We start from the raw sequence: 21,818 nt of genomic DNA on the forward strand, positions 1-21,818 counted from the left end.
TTCGGCGCCGCGTCAGCAACTTAAGCAAACACTCCTGTGTTTCTAGCGCTCGATGACCAGGGCGACACCCTGGCCGCCACCGATGCACAACGTGGCCAGGCCTTTTTTGCCGTCGCGACGAATCAGCTCGTGCAACAGCGACACCAGAATCCGCGCGCCCGATGCACCGATCGGATGACCGAGTGCAATCGCGCCGCCGTTAACGTTGACTTTGCTGGTGTCCCAACCCAGTTCCTTGCCGACGGCCAGTGATTGCGCGGCGAACGCTTCATTGGCTTCGATCAGGTCGAGGTCGTCCAGGCTCCAGCCGGCTTTGGTCAATGCCAAACGGGTGGCTGGCACCGGGCCGATGCCCATGATCGACGGGTCCACGCCAGCACTGGCGTAAGCCTTGATGCGTGCCAGAACCGGCAAGCCGAGGGCCTGGGCCTTGGCGGCGCTGGCCAGCAACAGTACGGCGGCGCCGTCGTTGAGGGTCGACGAGTTACCGGCGGTCACGCTGCCGTTTTTCTGGAACGCGGGTTTGAGGTTGCCCAGCGCCTGCAGTGTGCTGTCTGGACGCGGCTGTTCATCAGTGTCGAAGACCAGCGGCTCACCCTTGCGCTGAGGGATCAGGATCGGGGTGATTTCACGCTTGAAGTAGCCCGCTTCGATGGCAGCAGCGGCTTTCTGTTGCGAGGCCGCGGCGAAAGCGTCCTGGTCTTCGCGACTCAGTTCGTACTTCTGCGCCAGGTTCTCTGCGGTGATGCCCATGTGGTAGTCGTTGAAGGCGTCCCACAAACCGTCCTGAATCACGCTGTCTTGCAGTTGCGCATGACCCAGACGCAAACCGGTGCGGGTCTTGGGTAGAACATACGGCGCCAGGCTCATGTTTTCCTGGCCGCCGGCAATGATGAGTTCGGCGTCGCCGCAACGGATGGCCTGGACCGCCAGCTGGACAGCCTTGAGGCCCGAGCCGCAGACCTTGTTCAGGGTCAGGGCAGGGGTGGTATGGGGCAGACCGGCCTTGATCGCCGTCTGGCGTGCCGGGTTTTGCCCCGAGCCCGCGGTGAGTACCTGGCCGAGGATCACTTCATCGATCTGCGAGCCGTCCAGACCGGTCTCTTCCAGCAAACGGCGAATGACTGCGGCGCCCAGCTCGGTGGCTGGAATCGCGGACAAGGCACCTTGAAAACTGCCAATGGCGGTACGAGTAGCGGCAACGATTACGACTTCGTTCATGCGTGACCTCATTAAAATTTTGTCGAGCGAAAGCAGGGCATCCATGCCCTGACAGGTCTACTGCATGTTCATGCCGCCGTTGACCGAGAAGTCGGCCCCGGTGCTATAGGCCGATTCATCGGACGCCAGCCAGGCCACGATGGAGGCGATTTCTTCAGGTTGGCCGAGACGCCCGACCGGTGTGGCCGCGATCATGGTGTCGAGAATGTCCGGGCGGATGGCCGCGGTCATGCTGGTCTGGATGTAGCCTGGGGACACGGTGTTGACGGTCACGCCCTTGCCGGACACTTCCCGGGCCAGTGCCATGGTGAAACCATGGATGCCGGCTTTGGCCGCGCTGTAGTTGGTCTGGCCGAACTGGCCGCGCTGACCGTTGATCGAGGAGATGTTGATGACCCGTCCCCAACCCTTGGCCAACATCCCTTCAATCACCTGTTTAGTGGTGTTGAACAGACCGCTCAGGTTGGTGCCGATGACCGCGTTCCAGTCTTCGGGCGTCAGTTTGCGAAAGGACGCATCACGCGTGATCCCGGCGTTGTTGACCAATACATCGATCGGGCCGAATTGCTCACGTGCCATCTCGAACGCTTTGCGCGTTGATTCCCAATCGGTGATGTCGCCGTAGATGCATTCGAATTGATAACCCGCCTCCAGTTGGCTCGCCATCCATTCTTTCTTGCGGGCGGAATCTGAGCTGCAGCCCACGATGACCTTGAATCCTTCCTTGTACAGGCGTTGGCTTATCGCAGTGCCAATCCCACCCATACCACCCGTGACCAACGCAATACGACCAAGCGACTTCATATGCTTTCTTCCTTTTTGTATTTTGCGTTGCAAGATGGGGGATTGTTCGGCATTGACGGGGTGTGCGGAAGTGTTGAGAGGTGACGGTCTGGTGTCCAACGGTGCCATGCCTGAAATGAAACTGAACTTTCTGTCGTCGCCTCGACGCGTTCTTGTAGCAGCTGCCGAGGCTGCGTTCGGCTGCGAAGCAGTCGTAAAACCGGACACCGTGGTCTTTCAGCCAAACCGCGTATGCAGGATTGCGAGGACTCCGTCCTCGGACGCAGCCTCGCGGGCTCGGCAGCTGCTACAGGTGAGCGGCGAGGCGACGACTGGCCTGAAATAGTGGCTAAAAGTGAGGATTACCTATACTGGGATCAATATTGGCAACGAAACAACCCGTTAGAATTTTGATTTATCGCAGATCAGTCATGGCTCCGGACAGGATGTTCGGCTCCACAGGTCATTGAGGACGCCATGTATAGAATGAGTTCAGGCTATGCCAGCGTGCTGGTAAATACGCTCTTGGCTCAAGGACTGGATGTTGCCAGTCTGTGCCAGGAGGCTGAACTAGACATGAAACTCGCGAACAAACCAGGAGCGTTTTGCGAGCGAAGGGCTATCTATCGACTATGGGATCTGGCCGCTCAGGCCTCGGGGGATCTGGACATTGGCTTGAGGGCCTATGGAAGTTTCCACCCTGGCAGCTTTCAGATCGTCGGCTACACCATGATGTCCAGCCTGAATCTGAAAAAAGCCCTTGAACGACTGGTCCGTTTCAGTCCGTTGATTGGCACCGGATTCAGCCTTTTCTTTACATCGGAACAGCAGAATTACCGACTTTCCGGCTTCGATCATCAACAAAAAGGCTCGGTCAAACCTCGCCAATACACCGATGCAGCGCTGGCTTCATTGCTGGGTTTCTGCCGCAAGCTGGCGGGCGGCAACGCACCGCAACCCTTGAGCGTGGGATTCACCTATCCCGAACCTGAAGACACCTCCGAGCATCGTCGGCTGTTTGGCTGCGACCTGCATTTCGACGCGCCTTACGACAGCATTTTGTTTGACGGTCAGGAACTGATGCGTCCGTTGAGCATGGCCAATGAAGCGTTGGCCGTGCTGCATGACAGTTTTGCGGAGGCTCAACTGGACCTGCTGTTTGGTTTTTGCATCGTCAGCAGAATTCGCGCGCTGATTACCGAGCGTTTGAGTCAGGACCATGGACAGTGCGACATGGAGTCGATCGCGGCAGCATTGAACATCAGCAAGCGGACGCTGCAACGCGCGCTGGAAAAGGAAGGGACGCAATTCAAGGACGTGCAGAACGCGGTGCGCCGGCAATTGGCCGATTTCTACCTGCGCCATTCTCACTTCAACATGAAGCATGTCGCGTATCTCCTTGGTTTTCATGATCACAGCAGTTTCAACAAAGCCTGCAGCCGCTGGTTTGGCATGACGCCCGGCCAGTATCGGGCCGATGAATCGTTTGAAATCAAGGAGGCCGCGTCGGTCTGACGCGGTCCTCGTCGGCGTTTAACGTTATTTCACCGGAGGTTTTTTCACGCCTTTCTTGCCCTTGGCAGGTTTGCGCACTGGACTCGCAACCTTGGCGATGGGGTCTGGGGTCACTGCGGGTATTTTCTGCTTGATTGGCTCAGGAGTTACTGCTGGGGCTTGCTGTTTGATCGGCTCTGGGGCTACCACCGGGGCTTGCTGTTTGATTGGCTCTGGGGCTACCACCGGGGCTTTTTGCTTGATTGGCTCTGGGGTTACCGCCGGGATTTTTTGCTTGATTGGCTCTGGGGCTACCACCGGGACTTTCTCTTCGATGGCATCGGCTTCACCGGGTGGCTGGGTCAGGCTGAAACCTGGCAGCGGCACGTCAAGCAGCGTGTGCAGCTCACGCCAGAAGAGGTTGTCTGCGCCGCTGGTCAGCAATTCCGGCAGCAAATTGGCGACGGCCGCCAACACTTGCTGGCGTTCTTCGACCTCGACAAGCATCAAGGGCAGGCTGTGCAGGCTTTCTTGCGGATGGGTAGCGACCAGCAGTTTTTGCAGGCGCAGGGTTTCGCGCAAATCAAGCGGCTCGGCACTGTAGTCCTGAAGCAACACTTGCAGTTGCAGGATCAATTTTTCGACGCTTTCCTTGCCCGGCTCGTCGCTGTCGCGGCCCAACAGGAACAGGATCCGTATCAAGGCTTCCATCAGGCCGCCAAGGGGCAGGGCATCCTGCAAGCGCTCGATCAAAACCTTGTCGTGCTGCTCGGCATGTTCCTGCAGATTTCGCCCGGGTGCATTGCCGGTAAGGCTGTTGAGTACGCCATACACGCCGTAGAAACACATTTCCTGAGCCGCATCGCGCAGATCCCGATAGCCGTTCAAAGTGTCCTGCACCTGGTTGGAAAACAGTTCCTGCCAGACCAGCAACGGGTTGGTCTGGCTGGCGGGGTGACGATCCTTGTTCACTTGGGCGGCACTGCCTGCCAGCCACCAGAGCGCCGGGTTCAAACTGCTCCAGGCCACCTGCTGCTGATGGAAAGGGTGGGCCCGGCGCAGCATTTCGGCGCTCGGTTCGTTGATCAGCTGACGCAACCACGGACGTATGAATTCGTCGTACACACTGTTGTTGATATCGGACGCACGCTGGACCAGCGCAAATTCGCGATCGTCATCGCGGGGCGGCTGCACCTGGCCATGGATGTCGGCGATACGCCGGCGTTCGAAACGCACGGCATACGGCGTCGCCGAATGCTCCGGCAGGTCTTCGATCAGCATTTCATACAGCCCGGCTGACAGCGCATTGATCGCATCGACCGCACCGAGCAACTCACGGTGCTCGCGACGCGCCACGTCACCGGACACGAAGATGCCCAGGTGACCGATGCTCGCGTGTCGCAGGTAAACGATGGTGCGTCCGGCGTTTTGCAACGCGAGATCGCTGGGATACACATCGGTGATCCAGTCCAGTGCCTGCTGCGGGGAGGTGATGTTGTCACCGTACGAACAGAACACCACCACCGGCACTTCGATCAGCTTGAGGTCAAGCCCGCTGCTCTTGCGGCCCAGGCCACCGGACAGCCGATTGCCGATGAACAGGTCGTCGACAATCATCTCGATCTCTTCGCCATTGAGCAGGGTCGGGCTGCCCCACCAGCGTTCGAAATCCAGAAAGCGGGCGGCCTCGCTGTCGACTTCGCTGAACAAGTGGTAGTACTTGCCCCACCAGGTGTTGGCCGGGTCCAGGTTTTCGAAATTGCTGACCAGCCAGGTGCCGTCGAAACGGTCATTGCCCAGGTCGCTTCCCAGGCGTGCCATCCAGCCACCGCCCAGCAAACCGCCGGTGTAGCGCATCGGATTGCGACCATTGACGCCGGCCCAGTACGACAACGGCGCACCGTTGACGATGATCAGCCCCGGCAGCTCCGGACGGGTGGCCGCGAGGCCCATTAACGCCCAGCCCGCCTGGCAGTTGCCGATGACCACGGGTTTGCTGCTGTCGGGATGTCGGGCGCTGACGACTTCGATGAACCGCGCCTGGGCTTCGGTGATATCGGCGAGGGTTTGCCCAGGGCGGGGCGAATGACTGAAGGAGATGAAGTAGGTGGGGTGGCCGGCTCTCAGGCTTTCACCGATGACCGAATCCTGTTTGAAACCGCCGATGCCCGAGCCGTGACCGCCGCGGGGGTCGATGATGATCACCGGCTGTTTTTTGCTGTCGATCTGTTGACCGGGGCCGCCGAGGATTTGCAACAACGAATAGTTGACCGGGCGGGGCAGGTCTTCACCGGCGACCAGCGTTTCATGATTGAACTTGAGCAGCAGCGGATACCCGGCGCGTTCGTGGGCCAGGGTGTTGTCGCCGCGCTGACGCAAGGTGTCCCAGAACAACACGCTGCGTTGGCCGAGGTCCGTGAAGTATTCCTGCCAGTCAGCAGGCGTTGGCTGTCGGAGTTGCCCAAGGCTTAAAGGCGCGAAGGTTTTTGCCTGGCGCTTCTGCATGGCGTCGAGGACGTTGCGGGTATTGAGGCGTTGCAGATGATTCAGGTGTTCGAACAAGCCGGCGGGTTCGGAGAACTCTTCATCTTGCAGCGCAATATTTAATTCCTGACCCATCGTGATCTCCTGACGCTGTGCATGGGAACCGGCCCATCAGACCCCTTTAGTTAAAGAGGGCTAGCCTGGCCATTCGATGAGCAGGAGTTTACAGCTAACAAGGAGGGCTTTAGCAAAGTTTATTTTGCACCGCACAAAAATAGACGTTGCCAAATAGTTTTGTGCACTGCAATATCAAGGCTAACGCGATGACTGGCCGGATCGCTATCGCGTCCTCTGGTCCATCAGGGCCTTCCAGTACCAGGAGATTCAAGCATGTCTTTTTTCAATTCGGAAAAACTGCAAGCCGCCCAGAAAGCCAACCTCGACCTTTTGCAGCAAATCAGCGGCAAAGTCTTCGCCAGCGTTGAACAGCTCAGCCAGCTGCAGTTTAAGGCCCTGCGTGACACCTCCGAAGAGCAGTTCGAAGGTGTTCGCAAACTGCTGGCCGTCCGTGATCCACAAGGTTTCGCCGAGCTGCAGGCTTCTTTCACCCAGCCGAGCGCGCAGACCGAACGTCTGGCCGAATTCAATCGTCAGGTTCAAGCACTGATCGTCGGTACCCAGTCGGACATCGCCAAATTGACCTCGAGCCAGGTCGAAGCGGGCACCCAACAGGTGCAAGAGTTCGTTGAAACCATCAGCAAGAATGCACCAGCCGGCTCCGAGCCTGTTGTGGCAGCGTTCAAGTCGGGTCTGGCAAATGTCGGTACAGCATTTGAAAGCGCACAGAAAGCCGTGAAACAGGCTTCCGAAGCCGCTCAAAGCAATTTCGAAGCAGCCACTGCCGCAGCCGCAAAAGCTGCGCCGCAAGCAAGCGCCAAGGCTACCAGCGGTAACAAGTAAGTCACATTAGATCAGCGGCACCAATGGCGATGGGTTCATTCCCCATCGCCATTTTTTTTCGGCCCGTTTTTGGTATCCGGCTTGCCGCCGAACATGCCAAACAGGTTCTGGGTGTTCAGGTACAGCGCCTTCGACTGGTCGACATACTGGCGCATCAGGTCCTGCATCACCGGGGCCTGTTGATGCATGAAGTCGCTCCAGGCCTCGGACGACTGCGCGCCGGTCTGGGACTGAACGTCGATTACTGTCTGAATGCTCTTGTCCAGGTAACTGCCGAGTACGCCCTGATAAGGTCCGTAGAACTGGATAATCCCCATCAGCATTTCGGTAGTGAAGATGGGCTCACCGCCGCTTTCGGCGTCCAGAATCACTTGCAGCAGGATGCTGCGCGTCAGATCCTCGCCGCTCTTGGCATCGACCACCTGAAAGGCAATTTTGTCGACCACCAACTGGCGTATGTCCGCCAGCGTCAAATGACTGCTGGTATGGGTGTCATACAGTCGGCGGTTGGGGTATTTCTTGATCAGGCGGGGGGTGGTATCAGTCATGCGGGGCGTCTCGCGGCGGGCCTGGTTTGCAGGCATCTTAACCTACAATCATCATTGGTGTTTTTGAGGCCGCCTTCGCGAGCAGGCTCGCTCCCACACTTGACCGAGTCTCCCATGAGAATGCGGTTAAATGTGGGAGCGAGCCTGCTCGCGAAGAGGCCCGCCATCACAGCACAAATTCAGCAGCAAAAAGGAGACTGCGCCGTCAAGCGAGTCCCCCTTTGTGCAACCAGAACTGACTTACCAGATCGGCAGGGTGTAGCTGACGATCAGGCGGTTTTCATCCAGGTCGCTGCCGAAGTTGGTCGAGCGAACCGTCGCGTTACGCCATTTCACCCCGACATTCTTCAGCGGCCCGCTCTGCACGACATAGCCAATGTCGGTATCACGTTCCCATTCCTTGCCTTCTGGGCGGTTACCGCCCAGATCGATATTGTCGCCGGTGAGGTATCGGGTCATGAAGGTCAGGCCCGGAACGCCGATGGCCGCAAAGTTGTAGTCGTAGCGAGCCTGCCAGGATTTTTCGTCTTTGCTGGCGAAGTCGCCGATCTGTACGAAGTTCACCAGGAAGGCATCGGTGCCGTTGATGTAGGCGTAGCCCGTGTCGCCGCTCATGCCTTGATAACCCAGGCCCAACGCATGCCCGCCGAGGTTATAGGTGAACATCGCGCCAATGGCGTTGTTATCGACATTGCTGCCGCCATCATCCGTTGAACGGGCAAAGCGCAGATCCGTCTTCAGCGACTGCCCCGTCGTCACCGGCAACACGTAGGTCAGGTTGACCAGGTGCTGGCTGTAGAAATTGTCGAGGTGACCGTAGCTGTAGCCAGTGGCGAGGTTACTGGTCCATTTATAGTTCAGGCTGGCGAAATCAAAGCTGTCGCTAGTGAGATGACGTGTGGTGATGCCCTTGGCGCCAGTGCGGGTGATGCCCATGTCCTCGTAATCCGAGGAGTCGCGCTGATTGACCTGCGTCAGTCGCCCGGCATCCACCGTCAGGCCTTCGAGTTCCAGCGACGTCAACTGACCGCCCTTGAAGGTTTGTGGCAACAGCCGTGAATCGTTGGCCAGTACCGTCGGCAATTTCGGCAGCAGTGTGCCGAGTTTCAGTGTGCTTTTCGAGGCACGCACTTTGGCGGTCAGGCCCAGTTCACCGTACTCGTCCTGCGCACCTTTGCTCGTGTCGCTGTGACGTTTGAGCAGGCCGGAGCCTGCGCGATCAGGGCTGGAATCGAGCTTGACGCCGACCAGGCCGATGGCATCGAAACCGACACCGATCAAACCTTCGGTGAATCCCGATTCATAGCGCAGCAGGAAACCCTGGGCCCATTCCTCTTGTTTGGATTGGGCGGCGTTGTCCTGGCGATAGTCACGGTTGAAATAGAAGTTGCGCAGCTCAAGGCTGGCCTTGCTGTCTTTGACAAAGTCCGCAGCGGCGGGGGCCGAGAGGCTGATGACGCCGCCGGCCAGCAACAGTCGGGTAGCGAGGGTGCGGGTATTGCGGTCCATGGTGAAGCTCCTTTGTTTTTATTATGGAAAGACAGGTCCCGCGGCCCTCGCCAGGTGGGCGAGGGCTTATCAATAAAAAAACGCGGACGCCAAAAAGATAGGAGCGTGGCGCCGCGTGCGGTTCAATCGTTAGAACTGTTCGGCGCTCAGGCCAAACAACGAGGCACTGCCTGCGCGGATGGATTGCTCCAGGCTCAAAATGCGCGGCAGCAGGCGGTGGATATAGAAGTCGGCGGTGGCGATTTTCGCGCCATAAAACCCTTCGTCTTCGTGCCGCTTTTGCTTGGCAACCTGTGCCATGCGTGCCCAAAGCCAGGCGTAGGCGACGTAACCGAACAGGTGCAAATACTCCACCGAAGCGGCGCCGACTTCGTTGCGATTGGTCGCGGCCTGGTCCTGCAGCCAGTCGCTCAAGTCCTCCAGACGCTGCACGGCATCGAACAGTTGAGCAGAGTAGGGCGCGTCAGGCTGATGGGCGAAATGACGGATCTCACCGGTGAACTGGCGCAGAGCGAAGCCCTTGTCGGCGAGCACTTTACGTCCAAGCAGGTCCAGGGCCTGAATGCCGTTGGTGCCTTCGTAGATTTGCGCGATGCGCACGTCACGGACCAATTGTTCCTGGCCCCATTCACGGATGTAGCCATGGCCGCCGAACACTTGCTGGCCGTTGATGCAGCTTTCGAGGCCGGTGTCGGTGAAGAACGCCTTGGCCACTGGCGTCAGCAGCGCGACCAACGTCTGTGCGCTGTCGCGTTCCTCGGCGTCATCGGAAAACTTCGCCAGGTCCAGTTGCTGCCCGACATAACTGGCAAATGCGCGGCCACCTTCGGTCATGGCTTTCATGCTCAGCAGCATGCGGCGCACATCGGGGTGGACGATGATCGGGTCAGCCACTTTGTCTGGAGCAGTAGCACCGGTCGGCGCGCGGCTCTGAGCACGTTCACGTGCATAGGCGACGGCGCTCTGATAGGACGCCTCGGCGCAGCCAATGCCCTGAATACCGATGGACAGGCGTTCGTAATTCATCATGGTGAACATCGCCGCCAAACCTTTGTTGGCTTCGCCGACCAGCCAGCCACCGGCGCCGTCGAAGTTCATCACGCAGGTGGCCGAGGCCTTGATGCCCATCTTGTGTTCGATCGAACCGCAACTCACGGCGTTGGCATCGCCGAGGGAACCGTCGGCATTGACCAGCACTTTGGGCACGACGAACAGTGAGATGCCTTTCGGTCCCGCCGGTGCGTCCGGCAGTTTGGCCAGCACCAGATGGACAATGTTTTCGGTCAGGTCCTGATCGCCACCGGTGATGAAGATCTTGCTGCCGGTGATGCTGAAACTGCCGTCGGCCTGGGGTTCGGCGCGGGTGCGGATAATCCCCAGATCAGTGCCGGCGTGGGCTTCGGTCAGGCACATGGAACCGGCCCAGCGGCCTTCGTACATCGGTGGCAGATAGAGGTTTTTCAGGGTGTCGCTGGCGTGGGCATCCAGCGCCAGACAGGCACCGGAACTCAACGCCGAATACAGCGCGAAGCTGGAGTTGGCGCCGTAGAGCATTTCTTCGAACTGCACGGCGAGCATCTTCGGCATGCCCATGCCGCCGAAATCGGCGTTACCGGAAAGGCCCACCCAGCCGCCTTCGATGTAGGTGGCATAAGCCTGTTTGAAACCGATTGGCGTGCTGACCTGGCCATCGACCCACTGGGCGCCTTCCTCGTCGCCGCTGCGATTCAATGGCGCAATCAGGTGCGAGGTGACTTTGGCCGCCTCCTCAAGAATGGCGTCGGCGGTGGCGGCGTCGACATTGTCGGCCAGGGCTGGCAGGCGTGCCCACAGGGCAGGGGCGTCGAACACTTCATGCAGCACAAAGCGCATGTCGCGCAGCGGGGCGTTGAATTCGGGCATAACGTGAACCTCGAAAGGTTGTGCGATGGGCACGGCGCCGCATGAGCAGGCCGTGCCCTTTCTATCAATGGCTGGAAGCGCTGGCAGCACCGAGGCCGGTCTGGGCGCGAACGAACTGGTCGGCGTAAGCGTCACGCTCCTTGTCGGCCCGCACGCTACGGTCGAGTTTCGACACCACGACGATCACGAAGAACGCCAGCGGCATGGAGAACAGCGCCGGGTGGTCGTACGGGAAGATCGCGTGAGCATGGCCGAGCACGGTGACCCAGACGGCTGGCGAGAGAATCACCAGCACCAGCGCACAGATCAGGCCGGCGAAACCGCCGATGATCGCGCCTTTGGTGGTCAGGCCTTTCCAGTACATGGCCATGATCAGCACCGGGAAGTTGGTCGACGCGGCGATGCCGAAGGTCAGGCCCACCAGGAACGCGACGTTCATCTTCTCGAACAGAATGCCCAGCAGAATCGCGATGATGCCCAGGCCGACAGTGGCCATGCGGGTCACGCGCATTTCCTGTTTCTGGCTGGCTTTGCCTTTCTTGAACACCGTGGCGTAGAGGTCATGGGAAATCGCCGAGGCACCGGCCAGGGCCAGCCCGGAAACCACCGCAAGAATGGTGGCGAAGGCCACGGCCGAGAGGAAACCGAAGAACAGGTTGCCACCGACCGCTTTGGCCAGGTGCATGGCGACCATGTTGCCGCCGCCAATCAAGGCGCCGCCGACTTCACCATTGACGTAGTACTGCGGGTCGGTGCCGATGATCACCATCGCGGCAAAGCCCAGGGTGCAGACAACAAGGAAAAAGAAACCGATGAAACCGGTGGCGTAGAACACCGACTTACGCGCTTCCTTGGCGTTAGGCACGGTGAAGAAGCGCATCAGAATGTGCGGCAGACCGGCAATCCCGAACACCAGTCCCAGCGACATTGAAGCAGTGTTGATCGGGTCGGCGAGCATTGAACCGGGGCCCATGATGTTCCAGCCGCTGGCATGGGCTTCGACGGCTTTGGTGGCCAGGGTTTCGTAGCTGAAGCCGAACTGCGACATGGCCATGAACGCCAGGGTCGTGCCGCCAGCCAGCAGCAACACAGCCTTGATGATCTGCACCCAGGTGGTGGCGATCATCCCGCCGAAGATCACGTAAACCAGCATCAGTGCGCCGACGATTACTACCGCAACCGGGTAGTCGAGACCAAACAGCAATTTGATCAACTGACCGGCACCGACCATCTGCACGATCAGGTAGCAGCACACCACCGTCAACGAGCCAAACGCGGCGAAGATCCGCACTTTGTTCTGGTCCAGTCGATAGGACACGATGTCGGCAAAGGTGTAGCGTCCCAGGTTGCGCAGACGCTCGGCCATCAGGAAGGTGATGATCGGCCAGCCGACGAAGAAGCCGATGGTATAGATGAAGCCGTCATAACCCTTGGCGAACACCAGGCTGGACAGCCCCAGCAGCGTGGCGGCGGACATGTAGTCGCCGGCAATCGCCAGACCGTTCTGGAACCCGGTGATTCCACCGCCCGCGGTGTAGAAGTCCGACGTGGATTTGGTTTGCCGCGCGGCCCACCAGGTGATGGCCAGCGTGCCTAGTACGAAGACGAAGAACATGCCGATCGCATGCAGGTTGAGCGGCTGTTTTTCCACCACACCCAGCGCGGGCGCAGCCAGTACAACGGAGGCCGGCAAGAGCCCGGCAGCGGCGAGGAGAAGTTTACGGAGCAGGTTCATTACTTGCTCTCCTCGAGAATGGCGGCGCCCAGTGCATCGAAGCGGGTGTTGGCGCTGTAGACGTACCAACCGGTCAGTAGCCAGGAAAAAATGATGATCGCCGCGCCAACCGGCATGCCCAGGGTCAACATCCGATGCTCGGCGAGCGGCGCATGCAACCACTGTGGGGCAAACGCCACCACCAGCATGAACGCGTAGTAAGTGCCCAGCACTGCAGCACTCAGCGACCAGGCCAGGCGCGAACGGCTGCTCACCAATTGAATGAATTTCGGGTTGGACCGAATGCGTTCACAGCGTTGGGTATCGGTTGAATGGATGTCGATCATGGGTGGCTCCACATTGTTTTTGTTATCAGTGTGTGGGGGCAGGGCAGCGCCGAATCCGGCGTGCACGAGCCCGAAACGGCAGGTAAAGGCACCTGCCGCTTGACGGGTACAACGTTGGTTCGGGTTAGAGCGCTTTAGCCCTGTCGCGCAGAACGTACTTCTGGATCTTGCCGGTTGAAGTCTTCGGCAGCAGGGTGAAAACCACAGTGCGCGGGACTTTGAAACCGGCCAGATGCTCGCGGCAGAAACTGATGATGTCGGCCTCGCGAACGTCCTGGTGATCGGCCTTCAACGTGATAAAGGCGCAGGGCGTTTCGCCCCACTTCTCATCGGGACGGGCGACGACGGCCGCTTCCATCACACCCGGATGGCGATAGAGCACACCTTCCAGTTCGATGGTGGAAATGTTCTCGCCGCCGGAAATGATGATGTCCTTGAGTCGGTCCTTGATCTCGACATAACCGTTGGGATGACACACCGCCAGGTCGCCGGTGTGGAACCAGCCGCCTTCGAACGCTTCAGCCGTAGCGGTCGGGTTCTTCAGGTAGCCCTTCATCACGGTGTTGCCGCGCATGAAGATCTCACCGATGGTCTGACCATCTCGCGGGGTCGGCTCCAGTGTCTTCGAATCGCCAACCATCACGCCTTCGAGCGTCGGGTAGCGCACGCCCTGACGGGATTTGATTTGCGCCCGCTCGTCCAGCGGCAACTCATCCCATTCGGCATGCCAGGCGCAGAGCGTCACCGGACCATAGGTTTCGGTCAGGCCATACACGTGGGTGACTTTGATGCCCATTTCTTCCACGGCACCGATCACTTTGGCCGGTGGCGCGGCACCGGCGACCATCGCGTTGACCGGGTGATCGATCGCCGCTTTCGCCGATTCCGGCATGTTGACCAAGGCATTGAGCACGATCGGCGCGGCGCACAAATGGGTGACCTGATGCTCGCGGATCAGCGTGAGGATTTTCTGCGGATCGACACGGCGCAGGAACACATGCACACCGGCCATGGCCGTGATGATCCACGGGTAGCACCAACCGTTGCAATGGAACATCGGCAGGGTCCAGAGGTACACCGGGTGGTTGCCCATGGCCCAGGTCATCTGGTTGCCCAACGAGTTCAGGTACGCACCGCGATGGTGGTAAACCACGCCTTTAGGGTTGCCGGTGGTACCTGAGGTGTAATTCAGCGAGATGGCTTGCCATTCATCATCGGGCCACTGCCAGGCAAAGGCCGGATCGCCTTCGGCCAACAACGCTTCGTAGTCCAGATCGCTGACAGCCTTTCCTTCACCGTATTCCGGGTCATTGACGTCAATGACCAGCGGCGGGTGATCCAGCATGCCGATCGCCGCGTGAATCACATCATGGAACTCGCGGTCGGTAATCAGCACCTTGGCTTCGCCATGCTGCAGCATGAAGGCAATGGCTTCGGCATCCAGGCGCACGTTGAGCGGGTTGAGCACCGCGCCGATCATCGGCACGCCGAAGTGCACTTCAAGCATCTCGGGAATGTTGGGCAGCATCACCGCCACCGTGTCGTTCTTGCCGATGCCGCGACCGGCCAGCGCCGAAGCCAGACGGCGGCAGCGGGTGTAGGTCTGCGCCCAGGTGCGGCGGATAGAGCCATGGATGACGGCGGGGTAGTCTGGATAAACGCTGGCGGTGCGCTCGATGAAGCTGAGCGGAGACAAGGCAATATGATTGACAGCCGCAGGGCCTAGCCCTTGTTCATAGATCGACATGTACGGGTACTCGGTGGCTGATTGTTAGCTCTATAGGTGACCTTGCAGCGTAGCCGCTGAGGGCGCCTTTTATGTCCGGCCTGCTTTATATAACATTCAGCTACCGATATGGAAGTACAACCTACGTCATATAGGACATGTACTATATTTGATTCTGACTGGTCTAAATCAATACAGTCACACCGCCAAGGTCGGTATATCCTTGGCTCCCCCAACGAAGCGGACCTGTGATGACCCTGACTCCCGTTCGATTGCACAGCTGGTTGCGCCTGCAGCGCGAGGGTGTGTCTCTGGCCGCCCGGGCCGATGCGTTGTGCCGTGCGCTGCAGGATTGCCCCGAGGTGCGCCGCGCGGTTTATCTGAGTTGGCAGGCCAATGCGCGGATTTACAGCCACGAGGGCGCTGCCCAGCATTTTCCACCGGGGCTGGGCGACCCTTCGCTGGCCAGCGATCAGCTGCTGTTTAATCGGCTGGTCGAAGCGGGTCGGCTGGATCTGGCTCAAGTACGTCAACTCGATTGCTGGTTGGCCGGGCGACTGCGCCGGGCCGCTATCAGCCATGGCCAGGTGTTTGATCTGGCCTTGCAACCGGGGCAGCCGGGGTTGTTGCTGGTGGAAGTGTGCGAGGGCGTGAGTCTTGATTGGCTGGGTTGGGTGCAGGACTTGCTCACAACGTTGCTGAGCAGCGTCAACGGTATGCTGCGCGGCTCGCCGCTGTTGGGCCACGATCCGCAACCGAGTCTGTTGCTCGATGCCCAGGGCCGACCGCTGGAGTTCAACGCGGCGCTGCTGGCATTGCTGGCCGAAAAACCGCTGACCGATGTGCTGGGCTTTTTGCCGGTGAATCACCGGGTGCTGGTACGCGCCTGCCTGGACCAGCAACGCGCCATCGAAGGGGTCGAAGCCCAGTTTGAAGCGCAGATCCTGATCTGGACGTTTATCCCCGATCCCCAGGACAACCGCGTGCTCGCCCGTTGCCGCGATGCCACGGCGCAAGTGCTGGCCGAGCGTGAAGCAGCCACGGCACGCCGGTTGTACCGGCTGATCATCGAGAACACCACCGACCTGATTTCCCGACACACACCGGACGGGCGCTTTCTCGATGCCTCGCCGGCGTCCTGGACATTGCTCGGCTACTGGCCTGAGGAGTTGCGCGGGCAAATGGCCCAGGGTTTGTTCCATGGTCAGGACCTGGCCAGCCTGGTGCAGCGCGCGCGGGATGCCCTGGAGCAGGACGGTTATCACACGATGACCTATCGCATTCGCCATCGCGACGGGCATTACCTGTGGTTTGAAACCGCCAGCCGGGCGATTCGTGAAACCTACACCGGGGCGGTGGTCGAAGTGGTCAGTGTCTCCCGGGACATTACCGCCCGTGTGCAGGCCGAGGAGAACAAGCGGCGCCTGGCGGAAGTCGTCGAGGCCAACACCGATCCCGTGTTGTTCATCGACCCCGAGGGGCAAGTCACTTACCTCAATCCAGCGGCCCGGCGCATCCTCGGGATCGACGAGCAACAACCGATGCCAGCCCTGGCGGCGTTGTTCGGCAGCGCCGACCTGGCACGTCTGCAGCGTGATGGCTGGAACAGCGCCGAACGCGACGGTGTCTGGAGCACCGATGCACGATTGCAGCCACCAGGAGGCGGCACTTCAGTGCCGGTGTCGCTGGTGCTGCTGGCGCACCGTTCGGCCGGCGGTGAACGCTATTACTCCCTGGTTGCACGGGACATGACCGAGCGTGAACTGCGTGAGGTGCAACAGCGTCGCCATCAGGACGAACTGGCGCACACCGCGCGGTTGGTCACCTTGGGTGAGTTGGCCTCGGGCATCGCACACGAAATCAACCAACCGTTGGCGGCGGTGGTCAATTACGCCAACGCCAGCCAGCGCTATTTACAGACGCTGGATTCCAATCCCCAAGCCGCCGCCCGAGTGGCGCAAGGGCTGGAGCGCATTACCCATCACGCCACGCATGCTTCAGAAGTGATCAGACGTTTGCGCGCGTTTCTGCGCAAGGGACAACGCCGGATGCAAGCCCTGAATTTCACCGACGTCGCCCGCGAGGCCGTGCGCTTGTGTGCCTGGGAAGCGAGCAATTGCCAAGTGACAATCGAGGATCGCCTGCCGGATAATCTGCCGCCGATTTATGCCGACCGGGTGCTGCTGGAGCAGGTCCTGCTCAATCTGTTGCGCAATGCCATCGACGCCAACCGCGAACAACATCCGGGGCAACCTTCGCTGATCGTGATGGCTGCGGGGCAGGGCGGTGGTGCAACCGTGGAAATCAGTGTGCAAGACCAGGGACCGGGCGTCAGCGAGCCCGAACTGGAGCAGATATTTACCCCGTTCTATACCAGCAAGGCCGATGGCCTGGGACTTGGCTTGTCCATGAGCCGCAGCATCATCGAAGGTTTCGGTGGCGAATTGCAGGCCCGACGCCAACCTGTCGGGCTGCTCATGTGCTGCCGCTTGCCGCTGGCCGGCCCAACAAAACAACAACAGGAATAACGTAATGGCAGGTGTGACGGAGCACGTGGTGTATGTGGTCGACGACGATCAAGGCATGCTCGACTCAACGGTCTGGTTATTGGAATCGGTAGGGCTTAAAGCCTTGCCGTTTACCAGTGGCGTGGAGTTTCTCAATGCTTGTGATGCCACGCTCGATGCCTGCGTGCTGCTCGATGTTCGCATGCCCGGCATGGGCGGTCTGAACGTGCAGGAAGAAATGCGCGCACGTGAACTGAACCTGCCGATCATTTTCGTCAGCGGGCATGCGGATGTGCCGATCGTGGTCCGCGCCTTCAAGGCGGGTGCCCATGACTTCATCGAGAAGCCCTATAACGAGCAACTGCTGCTGGACAGCGTGCAACAGGCACTCAGTAACTGCGCGGCAAACCGTTCAGGCAATCAGGGGCACGAAGCCTTGCAGGCGCGCTTGCTGACATTGACCCCACGGGAGCGCGATGTCTTGCTGCCGCTGGTCCAGGGTTACACCACCCGTGAAATCGCTGAACAACTGGGCGTGAGCGCAAAAACCGTCGACTTGTATCGCTCTCGGGTGATGAAACGCATGCAGGCCAATACCTTGCCGGACCTGGTGGGCATGGCCATCGCCGCTGAACTGGTTGATCCGCTGAAGCTGCGGTGATTGCTCACGTTTTCCATTGAGCGTCTATGCTGGGCTAACCGATCTCATCCCTCTGCAGCGATCTGCAAGGAGGCAGCAATGGTGCCCACATCCAGTCCCGAGAAGGCGTTCACACGCAGTCTGCTCGATGTTTTGATCCGTGCCGGGTTGATTGCCGTACTGGTGCTGTTCTGCTTTGAGATTTTCAGCCCGTTCCGCGACCTCATGCTGTGGTCGCTGATTATGGCGATCACCCTTTACCCGCTGCAACAGCGGCTCCGGGGGCCGCTGGGCCACAAAGAAGGGCTCATTGCGACGCTGATCGTGCTTTTCGCCATCGTTGTTCTCATGGTGCCGGTCTATCTGTTGGGCACCTCCCTGGTCGATTCGATCGATCAGGCCAGGACCATCGTCAAGGACGGCAACTTCCATATTCCGCCCCCCGTCGATTCAGTCGCTGCCTGGCCTTTAGTGGGCAAGCCTATCTCTGCTATATGGCTGCAGGCCTCAACCGATCTTCCCGAGTTGACAGCGAAGTACCTGCCGCAGATCAAGCAATTCAGCATCGGCTTTCTGGGCAAACTCGCCGGCGTCGGCATGGGGTTCCTCACCTTTATCTTTGCGTTGATCATCGCCGGCATTTTCATGGCTTATGGCGAGAGCGGCACGCGCAGTGCGATACAGATCGCGTCCCGCATCAGCGGTCCGGGCAAAGGACCGAAAATTGCCGAACTGTGTACCGCTACGATTCGTGCGGTGGCGCTGGGGGTCGTCGGCATCGCCTTCATCCAGATGCTGCTGGTCGGCCTCGGTTTCGTGGTCAAGGGCGTTCCCGGCGCCGGCCTGCTTGCCTTGGCGGTGCTGTTGCTCGGCATCATGCAATTACCGGCGACGCTGATTACAGTGCCCGTGATTGCGTATGTGTTCGCCACCGAAGGGGCCAGTACGGCGAGCATTGTTTTTGCCATCTATGTGTTCGTTGCCGGCCTGGTGGATAACGTACTCAAGCCTTTGCTGCTGGGGCGCGGTGTCGATGTGCCGATGCCGGTGGTGTTGATCGGTGCCCTGGGCGGCATGGTCACCAGCGGTATCCTCGGTCTGTTCATCGGCCCGGTGGTGCTTGCGGTCGGCTATCAGTTGTTCTGGCAATGGGTGGAGGATCAGCCGCAGAACAGACCGGACGTCTCGCCGACGTTATGACTGCCCGGGCTTGCGCTAGCATAAAAGGTGTTCAGGCCACTCGTCCTGACGAGCAGGGCTGCCGCCATGACTGCACAGAATCATCAACTGCTGGACCAGGTGCTGATCGCCCATGGTGGTCTGGAACGCTGGAACCACTTCAGTAAAGTTCGCGCCACGATCGTGACCGGCGGCTCGCTATGGGGCATGAAAGGGCTGACGCAGGACAACGCACCCCGGCAGATGACCGTTTGGCTGGATGAACAGCGCGCTTCGGTGATGCCATTCGGTGGGCCTGATCAACGGACGGCCTACACGCCAGACCGCATCGCCATCGAAACCACCGAGGGCAAGGTGATTGCCGAGCGATCAGCGCCCCGGGAATCCTTTCGCGGTCACGGGGAAACAACCCCTTGGGATCCACTTCAGCGAGCGTACTTCAACGGTTACGCGCTCTGGTCCTACCTGACCATGCCTTTCCTGTTCACCTTGCCGGGTGTCCTGACCGAGGAAGCCGAGCCCTGGCAAGAGGGAACACAGCGCTGGCGACGATTGCAGGTGACCTTTCCCGAGAACATCGCCACCCACTGCGCGGTGCAGGATTTCTATTTCGGCGAGGGCTTCCTGCTTCGTCGACATGACTACAACGTGGACGTGAGTAGTGGCCTGCCTGCCGCGCAGTATGTTCATGACTACGTTGAAGCAGACGGGCTGCGCATGCCCGGCAAACGGCGTGCCTATCGACGCGGGGATGACGGCTGGGCCGACAGGAATGACGTGCTGGTGGCTATCGACCTCAGCGACATCAGCTACGCCTGAAGAGGGTTGAATCATGACCATCCATTCCTGGGAAAAGCTCTACCTCGATGACCTGAGCCTGGGTCAGCAGTTCGAAAGCGACAGCCTGCGTGTCCATCGAGCGTCGATGCTGGCCTTTGCTCAGGAGTTCGACCCGCAACCGTTTCACCTCGATCCTGAAGCCGCCGAGCTGAGCCTGTTCCGTGGTCTGGCAGCCAGTGGCTGGAACACCGCCGCCCTGACCATGAAGCTGTTGGTGGAAAGCGTGCCATTGGCTGACGGGATCATAGGCCTGGGCATCGAGTTGAGCTGGCCGACGCCGACCTACCCAGACGATCTGTTGCGTCTGCAATGCACCGTGCAGGCCATCGAGCCGTCCAGCTCCAAGCCGGAGCGGGGCGTGGTGACCTTGTTCATGGAAACACTCAATCAAAACGATAAGGTCGTGCAGCGAGCCACCGGCAAACTGCTGGTCTTCAGAAGACCGGCGCCTGATTGAGAAAGTAGTCATGGGTGTGTGGAACGTGCGTGATCGGCAAGGCGTCTTGCCGTTGCATTGAGCGCGTTCTTTGTCGATTGCAGGGGGCGGAGGAGGCGTTTTGAAAACATTCCTGCTCAGGCCTAGCGCCTCAACGCTGAACATGTTGCGTCAAGCGTGCCTGCAACGCCGTGATGCGGTGCCGCCAACGTTAACGGAAAAAGCGCTCATCCCTGGCATTCCAGATGCTCGCTACTGGCTGGACCAGGATCTGACGCCGTTCATTCGGGATGTGAGTCAGGCCAACCTTCGAGAAGCCGAGGCGCTCACCAGCGCAGGGCTGCCCAACGACACCCTGCCGCTGGCAAGCATGTTGGCCGTTTCGGGGGGCGGCGATGCAGGCACATTCGCGGGGGGCATCATTGCGGGATGGACCCTGCATGGGACTCGACCCGTGTTCAAAGTCGTCACCGGCATTAGCGCTGGCGCCCTGGTCGCCCCGTTTGCCTACCTGGGGCCTCAGTACGACGGTGTCATTCTGGGTATCTGCAATGCAGTCGGTCCAAAAGACATTTTCCATCCGCGCAACATGCTGACCCGTCTTGCCAGCGATGGTATGGCGCATAGCAAGCCACTGTCGCGGCTCATTGCACAGCACATCACTACCGAGGTCCTTGCGGCAATCGCGTCGGAATACGCCAAAGGACGTCTTCTGATGATCGGCACCACTGACCTTGATTCAGGACGCCCGGTCACCTGGAACATGGGCGCTATTGCCTCCAGCCAGGCATCCGGCGCGCTCGACCTGTTTCGCAACATCATGATCGCCTCGATGAGTATTCCCGGCGCCGTCTCACCCGTCATGATCGACGTGGAGGTTGACGGACAACAGTTTCAGGAAATGCACGTGGACGGAGGCGTCCTGACTCAGGTGTTCCTTTACCCACCCGGCACCGTGATGGCGCTGAACCGCGTGACCGGGGCGCGTATGCGTGATGAACGGCATTTTTATGTCATTCGCAACGGCAAACTGGAGCTGCAGTGGTCCGGAACCAAGCGTCGCACCTTGAGCATCGGCGGTCGCGCCATCAGCGCATTGATCCAGACTCAGGGGATCAGCGATCTGGATCGAATTTACCGAATTGCACAGCAGGATGGCGCGGACTTCAATCTGGCGTACATCGGCTCCGACTTTGATATTTCTCGCAATCATAGATTTGATGGCGAGTACATGAAGCGCTTGTTCGATTACGCCTTTGAACTCAGTGCGAAAGGCTATCCGTGGCATAAATCGCCGAGTACGTGAAAGAGGGCCGGCCAGCCGCGACACTTTTGTAGCAGCTGCCGAGCCCGCGAGGCTGCGTTCGGCTGCGTAGCAGTCGTGAATCCGGCTGACGCGGTATGCCTGACGTACCGCAATGACTGATTTTACGACTGCTTCGCAGCCGAACGCAGCCTCGCAAGCTCGGCAGCTGCTACAGAAGTGTCGCGGCTGAAATATCGGAATAGCGACGCTTGATTTTCCGGA

17 protein-coding genes are annotated in these 21,818 nt (G+C 59.6%); 8 read left to right on the forward strand and 9 right to left on the reverse strand.

The annotated features are described in order from the left end of the window. Positions 1-42 precede the first annotated feature (42 nt). Together EAH74_RS27855 and phbB are read right to left on the reverse strand one after the other, a co-directional pair. Positions 43-1,221, reverse strand: a complete 1,179-nt coding sequence (locus tag EAH74_RS27855; RefSeq protein WP_140682853.1) for an acetyl-CoA C-acetyltransferase — start codon at positions 1,219-1,221, stop codon at positions 43-45. Positions 1,222-1,278: 57 nt separating this feature from the next. Continuing rightward, a complete protein-coding gene (phbB, locus tag EAH74_RS27860; protein ID WP_095132795.1) occupies positions 1,279-2,025 on the reverse strand; it encodes an acetoacetyl-CoA reductase in 747 nt (248 codons plus the stop codon). Between the two features lie 456 nt (positions 2,026-2,481). Between phbB and EAH74_RS27865 the strand changes: the two genes are divergently transcribed. Continuing rightward, entirely contained in the window at positions 2,482-3,519 is a 1,038-nt protein-coding gene (locus tag EAH74_RS27865; protein WP_140682856.1) for an AraC family transcriptional regulator, read from the forward strand. A gap of 24 nt (positions 3,520-3,543) precedes the next feature. On the opposite strand, the gene EAH74_RS27870 is transcribed toward EAH74_RS27865, so the two are convergent. After that, on the reverse strand, positions 3,544-6,117 hold the full coding sequence (locus tag EAH74_RS27870; RefSeq protein ID WP_140682859.1) for a DUF3141 domain-containing protein: 2,574 nt from the start codon (positions 6,115-6,117) through the stop codon (positions 3,544-3,546). Between the two features lie 255 nt (positions 6,118-6,372). Between EAH74_RS27870 and phaP the strand changes: the two genes are divergently transcribed. Continuing rightward, entirely contained in the window at positions 6,373-6,942 is a 570-nt protein-coding gene (gene phaP, locus EAH74_RS27875) for a TIGR01841 family phasin (RefSeq protein WP_140682861.1), read from the forward strand. A gap of 35 nt (positions 6,943-6,977) precedes the next feature. Here the strand turns inward: phaP and phaR are convergent, their stop codons facing one another. The 6 genes from phaR to EAH74_RS27905 form a co-directional block, all read right to left on the reverse strand. Further along, on the reverse strand, positions 6,978-7,526 hold the full coding sequence (gene phaR, locus EAH74_RS27880) for a polyhydroxyalkanoate synthesis repressor PhaR (RefSeq protein WP_123363993.1): 549 nt from the start codon (positions 7,524-7,526) through the stop codon (positions 6,978-6,980). A 204-nt stretch (positions 7,527-7,730) separates the two neighbouring features. Next, a complete protein-coding gene (locus tag EAH74_RS27885; RefSeq protein WP_140682864.1) occupies positions 7,731-8,999 on the reverse strand; it encodes an OprD family porin in 1,269 nt (422 codons plus the stop codon). A 129-nt stretch (positions 9,000-9,128) separates the two neighbouring features. Then, positions 9,129-10,901, reverse strand: a complete 1,773-nt coding sequence (locus tag EAH74_RS27890; RefSeq protein ID WP_140682867.1) for an acyl-CoA dehydrogenase C-terminal domain-containing protein — start codon at positions 10,899-10,901, stop codon at positions 9,129-9,131. Positions 10,902-10,965: 64 nt separating this feature from the next. Beyond that, positions 10,966-12,636 (reverse strand): cation acetate symporter, encoded by a 1,671-nt coding sequence (locus tag EAH74_RS27895; RefSeq protein ID WP_140682870.1) that lies wholly within the window; start codon positions 12,634-12,636, stop codon positions 10,966-10,968. Then, positions 12,636-12,962: a DUF485 domain-containing protein gene (locus tag EAH74_RS27900; protein WP_123363997.1), complete on the reverse strand. Its 327-nt coding sequence runs from the start codon at positions 12,960-12,962 to the stop codon at positions 12,636-12,638. Before EAH74_RS27900 ends, EAH74_RS27895 begins: the two co-directional genes overlap by 1 nt. Positions 12,963-13,086: 124 nt before the next feature. Then, entirely contained in the window at positions 13,087-14,709 is a 1,623-nt protein-coding gene (locus EAH74_RS27905; protein WP_123363998.1) for an acyl-CoA synthetase, read from the reverse strand. 230 nt (positions 14,710-14,939) lie between these two features. Between EAH74_RS27905 and EAH74_RS27910 the strand changes: the two genes are divergently transcribed. The 6 genes from EAH74_RS27910 to EAH74_RS27935 all read left to right on the forward strand — a co-directional run bounded on the left by EAH74_RS27910 (position 14,940) and on the right by EAH74_RS27935 (position 21,596). Then, positions 14,940-17,216 carry a PAS domain-containing sensor histidine kinase gene (locus tag EAH74_RS27910; RefSeq protein WP_140682873.1) on the forward strand — a complete coding sequence of 759 codons (2,277 nt, stop codon included), beginning with the start codon at positions 14,940-14,942 and terminating at the stop codon, positions 17,214-17,216. 4 nt (positions 17,217-17,220) lie between these two features. Then, positions 17,221-17,856 (forward strand): response regulator transcription factor, encoded by a 636-nt coding sequence (locus EAH74_RS27915; protein WP_008146422.1) that lies wholly within the window; start codon positions 17,221-17,223, stop codon positions 17,854-17,856. A gap of 78 nt (positions 17,857-17,934) precedes the next feature. Then, on the forward strand, positions 17,935-19,035 hold the full coding sequence (locus tag EAH74_RS27920) for an AI-2E family transporter (protein ID WP_140682876.1): 1,101 nt from the start codon (positions 17,935-17,937) through the stop codon (positions 19,033-19,035). A gap of 66 nt (positions 19,036-19,101) precedes the next feature. Further along, positions 19,102-19,833, forward strand: a complete 732-nt coding sequence (locus EAH74_RS27925) for a hypothetical protein (RefSeq protein WP_140682879.1) — start codon at positions 19,102-19,104, stop codon at positions 19,831-19,833. 13 nt (positions 19,834-19,846) lie between these two features. Beyond that, positions 19,847-20,311, forward strand: a complete 465-nt coding sequence (locus EAH74_RS27930) for a MaoC family dehydratase (protein WP_140682882.1) — start codon at positions 19,847-19,849, stop codon at positions 20,309-20,311. 100 nt (positions 20,312-20,411) lie between these two features. Further along, positions 20,412-21,596 (forward strand): patatin-like phospholipase family protein, encoded by a 1,185-nt coding sequence (locus EAH74_RS27935; RefSeq protein ID WP_140682885.1) that lies wholly within the window; start codon positions 20,412-20,414, stop codon positions 21,594-21,596. Positions 21,597-21,818: the final 222 nt, after the last annotated feature.

The sequence above is a fragment of the Pseudomonas mandelii genome (assembly GCF_006438925.1).
GTDB classification, from domain to species: domain Bacteria; phylum Pseudomonadota; class Gammaproteobacteria; order Pseudomonadales; family Pseudomonadaceae; genus Aquipseudomonas; species Aquipseudomonas mandelii_C.

What these genes read in the sequence shown, in the direction of transcription:
- EAH74_RS27855 (WP_140682853.1), bottom strand. Translation starts at nt 1,221, where the DNA reads ATGAACGAAGTCGTAATCGTTGCCGCTACTCGTACCGCCATTGGCAGT.
- phbB (WP_095132795.1), bottom strand. Translation starts at nt 2,025, where the DNA reads ATGAAGTCGCTTGGTCGTATTGCGTTGGTCACGGGTGGTATGGGTGGG.
- EAH74_RS27865 (WP_140682856.1), top strand. Translation starts at nt 2,482, where the DNA reads ATGTATAGAATGAGTTCAGGCTATGCCAGCGTGCTGGTAAATACGCTC.
- EAH74_RS27870 (WP_140682859.1), bottom strand. Translation starts at nt 6,117, where the DNA reads ATGGGTCAGGAATTAAATATTGCGCTGCAAGATGAAGAGTTCTCCGAA.
- phaP (WP_140682861.1), top strand. Translation starts at nt 6,373, where the DNA reads ATGTCTTTTTTCAATTCGGAAAAACTGCAAGCCGCCCAGAAAGCCAAC.
- phaR (WP_123363993.1), bottom strand. Translation starts at nt 7,526, where the DNA reads ATGCCTGCAAACCAGGCCCGCCGCGAGACGCCCCGCATGACTGATACC.
- EAH74_RS27885 (WP_140682864.1), bottom strand. Translation starts at nt 8,999, where the DNA reads ATGGACCGCAATACCCGCACCCTCGCTACCCGACTGTTGCTGGCCGGC.
- EAH74_RS27890 (WP_140682867.1), bottom strand. Translation starts at nt 10,901, where the DNA reads ATGCCCGAATTCAACGCCCCGCTGCGCGACATGCGCTTTGTGCTGCAT.
- EAH74_RS27895 (WP_140682870.1), bottom strand. Translation starts at nt 12,636, where the DNA reads ATGAACCTGCTCCGTAAACTTCTCCTCGCCGCTGCCGGGCTCTTGCCG.
- EAH74_RS27900 (WP_123363997.1), bottom strand. Translation starts at nt 12,962, where the DNA reads ATGATCGACATCCATTCAACCGATACCCAACGCTGTGAACGCATTCGG.
- EAH74_RS27905 (WP_123363998.1), bottom strand. Translation starts at nt 14,709, where the DNA reads ATGTCGATCTATGAACAAGGGCTAGGCCCTGCGGCTGTCAATCATATT.
- EAH74_RS27910 (WP_140682873.1), top strand. Translation starts at nt 14,940, where the DNA reads ATGACCCTGACTCCCGTTCGATTGCACAGCTGGTTGCGCCTGCAGCGC.
- EAH74_RS27915 (WP_008146422.1), top strand. Translation starts at nt 17,221, where the DNA reads ATGGCAGGTGTGACGGAGCACGTGGTGTATGTGGTCGACGACGATCAA.
- EAH74_RS27920 (WP_140682876.1), top strand. Translation starts at nt 17,935, where the DNA reads ATGGTGCCCACATCCAGTCCCGAGAAGGCGTTCACACGCAGTCTGCTC.
- EAH74_RS27925 (WP_140682879.1), top strand. Translation starts at nt 19,102, where the DNA reads ATGACTGCACAGAATCATCAACTGCTGGACCAGGTGCTGATCGCCCAT.
- EAH74_RS27930 (WP_140682882.1), top strand. Translation starts at nt 19,847, where the DNA reads ATGACCATCCATTCCTGGGAAAAGCTCTACCTCGATGACCTGAGCCTG.